The 10,268-nt window shown below is 67.3% G+C and carries 10 protein-coding genes; 7 read left to right on the top strand and 3 right to left on the bottom strand.

Features of this window, described 5'->3' with window-relative positions:
* Window positions 1-320 precede the first annotated feature (320 nt).
* Together BLR41_RS08710 and BLR41_RS08715 are read left to right on the top strand one after the other, a co-directional pair.
* Complete coding sequence (locus tag BLR41_RS08710) at window positions 321-932, top strand: TetR/AcrR family transcriptional regulator (protein ID WP_092627598.1); 612 nt, start codon at window positions 321-323, stop codon at window positions 930-932.
* Between the two features lie 235 nt (window positions 933-1,167).
* The gene (locus BLR41_RS08715; RefSeq protein ID WP_092627599.1) at window positions 1,168-2,193 is read left to right on the top strand and encodes a coiled-coil domain-containing protein; all 1,026 of its coding nucleotides are present in this window, start codon (window positions 1,168-1,170) and stop codon (window positions 2,191-2,193) included.
* A 263-nt stretch (window positions 2,194-2,456) separates the two neighbouring features.
* Here BLR41_RS08715 and BLR41_RS08720 read toward each other — a convergent pair whose 3' ends face one another.
* Window positions 2,457-2,957, bottom strand: coding sequence for a SixA phosphatase family protein (locus BLR41_RS08720; protein ID WP_092627472.1), 501 nt, complete (start codon window positions 2,955-2,957; stop codon window positions 2,457-2,459).
* A gap of 117 nt (window positions 2,958-3,074) precedes the next feature.
* A complete protein-coding gene (locus BLR41_RS08725; RefSeq protein ID WP_092627473.1) occupies window positions 3,075-3,467 on the bottom strand; it encodes a DUF2237 family protein in 393 nt (130 codons plus the stop codon).
* A gap of 258 nt (window positions 3,468-3,725) precedes the next feature.
* Between BLR41_RS08725 and BLR41_RS08730 the strand changes: the two genes are divergently transcribed.
* The 4 genes from BLR41_RS08730 (at window position 3,726) to BLR41_RS08745 (ending at window position 8,556) form a co-directional block, all read left to right on the top strand.
* A complete protein-coding gene (locus tag BLR41_RS08730) occupies window positions 3,726-5,165 on the top strand; it encodes a GH25 family lysozyme (RefSeq protein WP_092627600.1) in 1,440 nt (479 codons plus the stop codon).
* Between the two features lie 332 nt (window positions 5,166-5,497).
* On the top strand, window positions 5,498-6,736 hold the full coding sequence (locus BLR41_RS08735; protein WP_092627474.1) for a glycosyltransferase family 4 protein: 1,239 nt from the start codon (window positions 5,498-5,500) through the stop codon (window positions 6,734-6,736).
* A gap of 4 nt (window positions 6,737-6,740) precedes the next feature.
* On the top strand, window positions 6,741-7,463 hold the full coding sequence (locus BLR41_RS08740) for a class I SAM-dependent methyltransferase (RefSeq protein WP_092627475.1): 723 nt from the start codon (window positions 6,741-6,743) through the stop codon (window positions 7,461-7,463).
* Window positions 7,456-8,556, top strand: a complete 1,101-nt coding sequence (locus tag BLR41_RS08745) for a prenyltransferase/squalene oxidase repeat-containing protein (protein WP_092627476.1) — start codon at window positions 7,456-7,458, stop codon at window positions 8,554-8,556. Before BLR41_RS08740 ends, BLR41_RS08745 begins: the two co-directional genes overlap by 8 nt.
* Here the strand turns inward: BLR41_RS08745 and BLR41_RS08750 are convergent.
* Window positions 8,512-9,150, bottom strand: a complete 639-nt coding sequence (locus BLR41_RS08750) for a class I SAM-dependent methyltransferase (protein WP_092627477.1) — start codon at window positions 9,148-9,150, stop codon at window positions 8,512-8,514. The two genes, BLR41_RS08745 and BLR41_RS08750, sit on opposite strands and share 45 nt — an antisense overlap.
* A gap of 285 nt (window positions 9,151-9,435) precedes the next feature.
* On the opposite strand from BLR41_RS08750, the gene BLR41_RS08755 reads away from it, so the two are divergent.
* On the top strand, window positions 9,436-9,990 hold the full coding sequence (locus BLR41_RS08755; protein WP_092627478.1) for a GNAT family N-acetyltransferase: 555 nt from the start codon (window positions 9,436-9,438) through the stop codon (window positions 9,988-9,990).
* The last annotated feature ends 278 nt before the right edge of the window (window positions 9,991-10,268 follow it).

The following is a 10,268-nucleotide window of genomic DNA, read 5'->3' on the forward strand; positions in this document are numbered from 1 at the left end:
TGTCCGGTGCGGCCACTGCTTCCGTCGTCGTGCACCGGGGCGGTGTGTACCCGGGGTGAGCCCGTACGACACACGCCGCGGCTGCCGGGGCCGAACTCTAGCAGTTTTTATGTACAGATGTACACATAGTTGTTCGCGTGAACCTCGGTACGATCATCGTCGAGGCTTTGACCAGCGAAGAAACTGATGTCGTGAGGTGGGTCGCATCGCCTGCCGGTGGTTTCGTGGCAGGGTGTTGTTCGTTCTGATGGTCGGAATCACCGAAGGTGTTCCGGCGAACACGATATGCAGGTGAACCGGTGGAGGGCGCACGACAGGCGATGACCACGACGGACTCCGAGTCGCTTCACGCGACGGTCGACGAACGACGAGGTCGGAACGGCGGTTCGCGCAAGGATCCCGGACGGCGGGAACGGATCGCTCGGGCCGCGATCAGCGTCGTCGCCGAGCGTGGCATCGAGAAGATCACCCATCGGGCGGTGGCCGCGGCGGCCGGGGTTCCGCTCGGTTCCACCACCTACCACTTCGCCACGCTGGACGACCTGCTCGCCGTGGCGCTGCGGCAGGCCGCCCAGGACAACGTCGCCGAACTGCGGGAGTGGGCGGACGGAATGGATTCCGGCGTCGATCTGCCCGCCGTGTTGACCGATCTGGTGTTGCGCTACCTCGGCCCCGAGCGGGAGCGTACCGTGGTGGAGCACGAACTCTACGTGGCAGCGTTGCACCGTCCCGCCCTGCGGGCCGCCAGCACCGAGTGGGACGGGGCGTTGCGGGATCTTTTCACCGCTTACACCGACGAGGTCTCGGGCAAGATGCTCGCGGCGGTGTTCTGTGGTCTGCTGTGGCAGGGGATCGTTCGTGAACCGTTGCCCGAGCGCGACGAGATCGAGACGATCTTTCGGCGTGCGGTCGGTGATACCGCCCACGGCTGAGCCGGTTTTCTCGTATTGTCCGGTCCGACACCGGACGGTTACCCCCTTTTTCGTCCCTGCCGTTGATCGCCGCACCGGTTGGTGTGGACAATGTGGGGCAGCGATCCGTTTTGAGCCCGTGTGCACAGTGCGATGTGAACCGTACGTAGTTCAGTCGAGTGGCGGACATCGCAGGACGCGCTTCGGGTGTAGAAACGGAAATTGCCGCGTCGGGGGCGTGGCTCGCTCCAACCACATGCAACCACTGAGTGATCAGGGATGGGGTGAGACCGTGGGGCACAATGACAGCCGTGAGCTAGTGCCGCTCGAGTCGGATTTCGACGTCGTGTGGCGCGGATTCCGGCGTTCGCAGGTGCAGTTCTACATTCAGCAGACCGAGGCCGAGGTCCGGATGCTGACCGAGGATCGCGATTCCGCTCTCAGCCAGGTATCCGATCTCAATACCCAGCTCGAACAGGCACGTGCCGAGATCGATTCATTACGCAGGCAGCTGGACGACGTCTGCCGGACTCCCGTCGAGGAGAAGGCACTGGCGGATCGATTGCGTCGTATGGTCCAGCTGGCCAACGACGAGGCCGCCGAGATCATTTCCTCGGCTCGAGCGACCGCCGAGCACGAGTGGTCTCGTTCGGAGCAGGCCGCTTCCGAACTGCGTGCCAGGTACGAGCGGTTGGTCGCCGAGGCGGACGAATGGCGGCAACAGGCGCAGGACCAGCGGCAGCAGGCGCTGGAACAGACCAGCCGTGAGATCGAGCGAATGGCCGAGGAGGCCGAGCAACACCGTCGCAGGTTGGATCGGGAAGCCGAGCAGCGACGCAACGAGATCGAGCGTGACTTCGAGATCTCGATGGCCGCACGCCGCCAGGAAGCCATGCGTGAACTGGCCGAGCGTGACTCCGCCAGCAGGCAGGAGGCCGAGCGGCGGATCAGTGAGGCCGCCGCCGAGGCGGAACGACGCACCAAACGTGCCAACGAGCAGGTCGAGGCGATGCGGGCACTGCGCCGCAACATGGCCGAGCAGGTCAGGGCGGGCCAGCATCTGCTCAGCGAGGCTGAGCCGTTCCTGGCGGCCTCGGTGACCGGAACCGAATCCGAGCAGGCCGACACCTACGTGCGGGAGACCGCCCGCGGCGAGGACTCGGACGAGATGCGGGACGAGCCGGTCGAACTGCCCAGGCAGCGGGCGGTCGAGCAGGCCGACGTGTCCGAGGACGAGAACGTGTTGTCGGCCGCCTCCGGTGGGCAGCGTGAGGCGAACTGAGACGTTCGCCCCTCCGGGCAGTACCGGGTGACTTCGGTGGCTCGTCCCGATTCGTCGGGTGTGAACCTCATGAGCAGACCGAGTCGGAGTGCGCGGTGCCCGCTTTCGGAGTGTTCCGAGAACGGGCACCGGGCATCCGTACTCATCCTCGTGGGAGACAGGACGAAACGGGGCTCACCGTGTGTCGGTCGTGCCGGGGAGGCGAGTGTTCGTGCTGCCGGTGGCGTGGAAACTCCGGGGTCGCCGGCCCCGCGCTTGGGGACTCAGAGCTGTTCCGGTGGGCGGGGGGTGGCGTGTGCCGCCAGCTCGGCCCATCCCGCGCCGGCCTCGGACCACGTGCCGGAGGTACGCAGCACCGCGACCCCCGAGGTCTTGAGCTCGATGCTCGTGCCGGTCAGCAGCGCGACCAGCTCCTCCAGGCCGGGATTGTGTGCTATCAACAGGGCGACCTGGTACTCGGCGGGGAGATCGTGCACCACCTCGAGCAGACCGGTGGTGTCCGCCCCGTACAATCGCGGGTCGTGCTCGAGCCGCGGGGAACCGGACAGCTCCGGGAGGAGTAGTTCCCCGGTCTGCCGTGCCCGCGTCGCCGTGGAGCAGCGTACGAGGTCGACAGCGGCCTCCTGCTCGCGCAGCCATTCCCCCGCGAGCGGAGCTTCGCGTCGCCCACGCGCGGCCAGCGGCCGATCGTGGTCTGCACCGGTGACCGTTCGGTCCGACTTCGCGTGCCGAACCACGACGAGTCCGCGTGATCGGTCTCGCATCGCCCCTCCTCACCAGGGATCCACCACGGTCCAGGGATCCACCACGGTCCAGGGATCCACCACGGTCCAGGGATCCACCACGGTCCAGGGATCCACCACGGTTCTGTGCAGCCCCGTTCAGCTCAACGCACTCGGGTCGGCAGGGACGTCCACCCCGTGTTCGCGTAGTACGTCGAGGGAGACGACCTCGAGGGCACGTTCGTGTGTGGCCGCCAGTACCACCGGAGGCGCCACTCCCGCCTGGTGGGCCTCGAGCCAGCGGGAGGCGCAGACGCACCAGCGGTCCCCTGCCTGCAGGCCGGGGAAACCGAACTGGGGCAGCGCGGCCGTGAGATCGTTGCCCGACTCGCGTTGTTGCTCCAGGAACTCATTGGTGACCACCGCGCACACCGAGTGGTTTCCGGTGTCCTCCGGCCCCGAGGCACAGCAGCCGTCGCGGTGGAAACCGGTAAGCGGATCGGTGCCGCACTCTTCGAGAGGCTCGCCGAGGACGTTGCGCTCGTTGCTCATACCCCCAGCATGGCAGCCACCGCGACACGGATCACCGCCTGCTTCGACGGCCGCGGCGGAAGGTATAGGATCGATGGGGTGTGATCCGGACCTCTGTTGTCGCGGTTCGGACGAGCTGATTCCGGCATTTCGGGACGATATCAACACGTTGTGTGACTTTTCGGTCCTCCGAGTACTACCTATGGGGCCAATCTAGGTAGTCGTGTACGTGTTTTCCGGTGGTTACGTGCACACTCAGTGCTGGGAGTCTGGGGACTCGTGAATACCCCCGGCCAACACAACCCCGAAGAAGAACCCCGTGAACCGGTCGGCTCTTCCGAGTCGGCAGACGCCACCGAGCGTCGAGCGAACCCGGAGCGGCCCTCGAACGCACCGGGTGCTTCCAACGGTGGGCAGCGTACCGCGCGTGGGACCGAACAGTTCGCGCGTGACGCCGCCTACCGGCTGCGACCCGTCGCGCGTCGAACCACGGATCGGATCGTCCGGTGGTTGCGGCAAGTGCTGGCCGCACTGGCGACGCTGACCCAACGTGTGGTGCGCCGGGCCGCTCCTTACGCGCGGCGCGCGCACGCGTGGCTGGTTTCCGCCATCGAGGGTGTGCAACGTCGAATCGATCCAGTCGCGCGGCGCGTGTGGCAGCGGCTCTCGCCGGTGATCGAACCGGTCCGGCAGCGGCTGGCCCCCACGGCACGCAGGATTCGCGACGAGTTCCAACCCCGCGCTGCCAAACTGCGCGCGAGGCTGCCGGAGAGTTCGGGGCGCCACCGGGCGCAGCTGCGCAGCCGTTCGGTCCAGCTGACCGCGGCTGTGGCGGCGTTCGGCGTGCTGGCGATCCTCGTCGGCACGGCGGGCCCTGACACCGGCGAGCGGAGCACCCCGGCGGCCCACACGGTCGAGCTGCGTTCTCCCGATCAGGCGCAGTCCGACGGGTCGCAGTCCGACCAGGGCGGAACCGAACAGGACTCCAACTCGGGCCAGGACCAGGCCCAGGCGCGCGCCGAGAACCCCGACTCGGACAGCGCCCCCGAAGCCAAGAGTTCCCCGTCGGAATCCGCCGTCGACATTCCGCCGAACGCGCACGGCATCGACGTTTCCAACCACAACGGTCCCATCCAGTGGAACAAGGTGGCCGCCTCCGGTGAGCACTACGCCTTCGTGCTGGCAACCGATGGCGGAAACTTCACCAACCCGATGTTCGACCAGCAGTTCAACGGCGCCAAGAACGCCGGAATGCTCGCCGGTGCCTACCACTTCGGCAGGCCCACCGGCTCCGCTGTCGGCCAGGCGGATCGGTTGCTGAACACGGTGGGCTCGACCGACGACGGAAAGACCCTTCCGCCGGTGCTGGACCTGGAGGTCTCGCCCAACGGCGGCGGCTGCTACGGCAAGACGTCCGGCCAGCTGCACTCCTGGACCCAGAGCTTCCTCGACCGAGTGAAGTCCAAGACCGGCCAGGACGCCATCGTCTACGCCAGTCCCTCGTTCTGGAGCAGCTGCATGGCGGGTTCGCAGGCGTTCTCGGAAAACCCGCTGTGGTTGGCCTCCTACGGGGTCCCGCAGCCGAGCGTGTTCGGTGGCTGGGACGCCTACTCCTTCTGGCAGTACACCAACAAGGGCAGCGTCCCCGGTATCACCGGCCCGGTGGACAGGAACCTGTTCCAGGGCAGCGGTTCCGACCTGCTCGAACTCACCCGGTGAGTACGACATCCGGTGAGCGACACCGTGCGGTCGACAACAGAACGATCGTGACGACAGCGCAGTAGCGACGACAGGGCAGTAGCGACGACAGGGGCGTCCACCCGGGTGGACGCCCCTGTTTCGTGTTTCCGGGGGTGAAACCGGCCCTCGGCCCGGTCTTACGCTTTCCGGTGGCTCGCCTCCGCTTTGCGCAGCGGTTCCGATTCACACCGCCCGCTGTGGCCAGGAGGGTGATCGGGCCGAGTTACTACCGGGTAAGCTTATGCGGAGCCGGAACCGAAACATGTGTCAGCCTGCTCGTTCTGCGATGTTCCGGATGCGTGAGGTGAATCGTGCGAATTGCGCTGCTTTCCTATCGAAGCAAGCCGCACAGCGGCGGGCAGGGTATCTATGTTCGCCACCTCAGCAGTGGACTCGCCGAACTCGGACACGAGGTCGAGGTCCTGTCGGGCCAGCCGTACCCGGAGCTGGACGAGGGAGTGCGGCTGACCCCGGTGCCCAGCCTCGATCTGTACCGGGAGTCCGACCCGTTCCGCACCCCGCACCCTCGGGAGCTGCGCGGCCCGCTCGACCTGGCCGAACTGGGGATCATGTGGTCGGCGGGCTTTCCCGAACCGTTGACCTTCAGCGTGCGCGCCGCACGGATACTGCGTTCCAGGGCGGGCGAGTTCGACGTGGTGCACGACAACCAGTCCCTCGGTTACGGTCTGCTCAATTTGCGCCGTTCCGGGATTCCGCTGGTGGCCACCGTGCACCATCCCATCACCCATGATCGGCGTGTCGAACTCGCAGCCGCCCGGGGATGGCGCAAACTCGGGGTTCGCCGCTGGTACGGCTTCCTTCGGATGCAGCGCCGGGTGGCTCGCCGGATACCGCGAGTGCTGACCGTCTCGGAGTCCTCGGCAGAGGACATCGTGCGCGACTTCGCCGTGGACCGGGCGAACCTGCGGGTCGTGCCGCTCGGCGTGGACCCCGAGGTTTTCCGCCCACCCCATCGCCGCAGGGTTCCGGGGCGGATCGTGGCCATGGCCAGCGCGGATACCCCGATGAAGGGCATCGGCACGCTGCTGGAGGCCGTGGCGAAACTGCGCACCGAGCGCGCCGTGGAACTGGTGCTGGTCGCCAAACCCACCAGGGGCGGACCCACCGAACGGCTGATCGAGGAACTGGCCATCGGCGATGTGGTCCGCACGGTCAGCGGACTCACCGACGAGCGGCTCGCCGAACTGTTCGGCTCCGCCGAGATCGCCTGCGTTCCGTCGCTGTACGAGGGTTTCTCGTTGCCGACGGTGGAGGCCATGGCCTGCGGTACCCCGCTGGTCGCCAGCCGGGCGGGCGCGATTCCCGAAGTGGTGGGACCCGAGGGCACCACCGCCGAACTCGTACCGCCCGGGGACGCGGAAGCACTCGCCGCCCGGTTGGGCACGTTGCTGGCCGATCCCAGCCGCAGGGCAGCGCTGGGCGAGGCGGGCAGACAGCGGGTTCTCACCCGCTACAGCTGGTCGTCGGTGGCCGCCGCCACGGTCGACTGCTACGCCGAGGCGATCGAAGCAAGCAGGAAAGGGCGGTGAAGCGTTGCTGACGGTGGATTTCGACACGCTCGGAGTGCGAGCGGGCCAGCGAGTGCTGGATCTGGGGTGTGGTGCCGGTCGGCACGCGTTCGAACTCTATCGGCGTGGGTTGGACGTGGTTGCCTTCGACCACAACGAATCCGATCTGGCCGACGTGGCCGCCATGTTCGGCGCCATGGAACAGGCGGGCGAGGTTCCCGCCACGGGGGCTGCCACCACGGTGCAGGGCGACGCGCTCGACTTGCCGTTTCCGGACGAGTCCTTCGATCACGTCATCGCCTCGGAGATCCTCGAACACATTCCCGAGGACGACAAGGCGATGCACGAGCTGGTGCGGGTCCTCAAACCGGGTGGGCGTGTCTCCGTCACCGTTCCCAGCAGGTTTCCGGAACGGATCTGTTGGGCGCTCTCCGAGGAGTACCACCGCGTCGAGGGCGGCCACGTCCGTATCTACGAGCGACGGCAGTTGTTCGGCAGGCTGCGCTCGGCCGGGCTGCGGCCGGTTCACCACCACTACGCCCACGCGCTGCACTCGCCGTACTGGTGGCTGAAGTGCGCGGTGGGGGTCGAGCGCGATCATCCGCTCACGCGATTGTACCACCGGATGCTGGTGTGGGACATGCTCCGGGCACCGTGGTTGACCCGGAGCCTGGAGCACGTTCTCAATCCGGTGCTGGGCAAGAGCATCGTCACCTACCTCTACAAGCCCGGGGTGACAATTGCCTGAGGTCCCGGCAGTCGACGGAGTGCTGTCGGCGACCGAGGTGGCCACCACCGTCGAATCCGTTCGAGCCGCCCAGGAGCCCTCCGGAGCGATTCCCTGGTACCCGGGTGGCCACCTCGATCCGTGGGATCACGTCGAATCGGCCATGGCGCTGTCCGTGGGCGGGCACTTCGCCGCCGCCGAACAGGCCTACGCGTGGTCGGCGCGCAATCAGCGTTCCGACGGCTCCTGGCCCATGCGGTTCCGGGACGGGGCGATCGAGGACCACGGCGCGGACACCAACTTCTGCGCCTATATCGCGGTCGGCGTCTGGCATCATTTCCTAATCACCGGTGACCGTGAGTTCGCCGCAAGATTGTGGCCCACCGTGCGAGCCGGTGTCGATTTCGTGCTCTCGACCCAACTGCCCCGCGGCGAGATTCGTTGGGCGGTCGGCGTCGAAGGGGCCACGTTACCGGAGTCGCTGCTCACCGGGTGTTCCAGTATCCACCACAGCCTGCGCTGCGCGTTGGCGTTGGCCGAGTCGGTGGGGCGTCCCCAGCCGAGTTGGGAGATCGCGCTGGGCAGGTTGGGTCACGTGCTGCGTGCCCATCCGGAGGCGTTCGTGCGTAAGGACCGCTACTCGATGGACTGGTACTACCCCGTCCTCGGCGGTGCGCTCCGCGGCGAGCAGGGGTGCGAGCGGTTGCGTGACCGCTGGTCCGAGTTCGTGGTCGCCGGTCACGGTGCCCGCTGCGTGTCCGACCACCCCTGGGTGACCGGTGCCGAGACCTGCGAACTCGTGCTTAGCCTGGACGCCCTCGGGTGGCACGCCGACGCCGTTCGACTGTTCCGCGACATGCAACACCTGCGCGAGGTCGACGGTTCCTACTGGACCGGTTTCGTATACAGCGACGGTAAGAACTGGCCCGTGGAACGCACCACTTGGACGTCGGCCGCCGTGGTCCTGGCCGCCGACGCGCTCTCCCGGACCACGCCGGGAAACGGTGTTTTCCGCGGGCGAGGGCTACCGGAGGGGCTACTCGGTGAGAACGAGTCCGAGTGCGATTGCCTAACCGAGGTCGACCCCGCCGCCGACGCGCTGCAGCACCCGTAGCGAGCCGGTGACCGAAACCTCGCGGAACTCGCCGCTGTCCAGGGCTCTTCGATAGATCCGGTACGGCGCTCGGCCGCCGTCGGCGGGATCGGGGAACACGTCGTGCAGCACCAGTACGCCCCCGAGCCGTATCCAGGGGGACCAACCCTCGAAGTCGGCGTTCGCCGCCTCGTCGGTGTGCCCGCCGTCGACGAACAGCATCGAGATCGGGGTGCGCCAGATCGCGGCGAGTTCGGCCGAGCCGCCCACGACCGCCATGACCCGGTCCTCGAGTCCGGCACCGGAGATGGTTCGGCGGAACCGTCCCAGCGTGTCCAGCCGTTCGTCTTCGGGATCCACCAGTTCGGGGTCGTGGTACTCCCAGCCCGGTTGGTGCTCCTCGGAACCCCGGTGGTGGTCGACCGTCACCACCATGCCACCGGTCTCGGCGGCGGCGGCTCCCAGATAGATCGCCGATTTGCCGCAGTAGGTACCGATCTCCACGGCGACCCCGCCGGCGAGGTGGGCCATCGCCGTTTCGAACAACGCCGTTCCCTCGGAATCCGGCATGAATCCGGTGGCGGAGCGGGCCGCTTCGAGCAACCGCGGTGGCATTCGGTGCCCCGGCGGTTCGGCTGTGTCGTCTGTCGGCGAGGCTGCGGCCACCCTGGTTCCCCTCGTGTCGTTGGACTGTGGACTCGCTGTCGAAGGTGATTCTAGTAGGGCCGCGTTGACCGGTTTCTCCGCTGCTTCCGCCCGACGGGACCGCCGGCGGGCTCTCACCCGGCGGGCGGAAGACGCCGAGTGCGGTGGGTTTCCTCGTCCGGTGCCTTCGCCGGGGCGTTCGGGCACCTCGGTCGTCGATCGGCCGAGTACGGCCGAAACGGGTAGCGTGGCCGTATGGCGTCACTCTCGCTGACCACCGAGCGGCTGTGGATACGCGACTGGAGGGTCGAGGACGCCGATGCCGCTTTCCGCATCTACGGCAATCCCGAAGTCGCGATGTGGCTCGCCCCCATGATGCAGCGCGTCACCGATCAGAGTGCGATGCGCTCGGTGCTGGAGGCGTGGGTGGAAGCCGCCCCCAATCTGGCACCGCCGGCCGGGCGCTGGGCGATGGTGCGCCGTTCGGACGACGTGCTGATCGGGGGGCTCGCGTTGCGGCTGCTTCCACCTTACGAGGAGGACATCGAGATCCGGTGGCAGGTCAGCCAGCACGAGTGGGGGAAGGGCTATGCCACGGAAGGCGCGCGGGCGCTGCTCGGATGGGCGTTCACCCAGGACCTCGACGAGGTCTTCGCGGTCGCGCGTTCCTCCAACGCACGCGCGGTGTCCACCGCGCGAAAGCTCGGTATGGAGTGGGTCGGTGAGACCACCAAGTACTACGGTCTGCTGCTGCAGGTGTTCCGCGTGCGACGAGCCGACTTCACCGGTCCGGTGCCGCCGCGGGAGTGACCTCGGCCGTGTTCGGTGCTCACACGGCCGAATCACGTGTTTCCGCCCGTTTCCGGCGGCGGTCCCTCGTATTGTTCTCGGTGGCGGCGGGCAATTCGGTGCGGTTTCCCGTTGGAAGGTAAAAATTCGGTTGTAGTACGGTTCGTGGTGAGCCTGCCGCTAATGCGGTCGTCCCGTTCATCCCACGTTGCGCTCCACCGGTGGAATCGTTCGCAGGTGGACCGTTCGCTCTCGGTTAGGTTTTTTGTTCCTCCGGTGCGCGATGCCGTCGAGAGGTC

The organism is Actinopolyspora mzabensis (assembly GCF_900101095.1).
Taxonomy (GTDB): Bacteria; Actinomycetota; Actinomycetes; order Mycobacteriales; family Pseudonocardiaceae; genus Actinopolyspora; species Actinopolyspora mzabensis.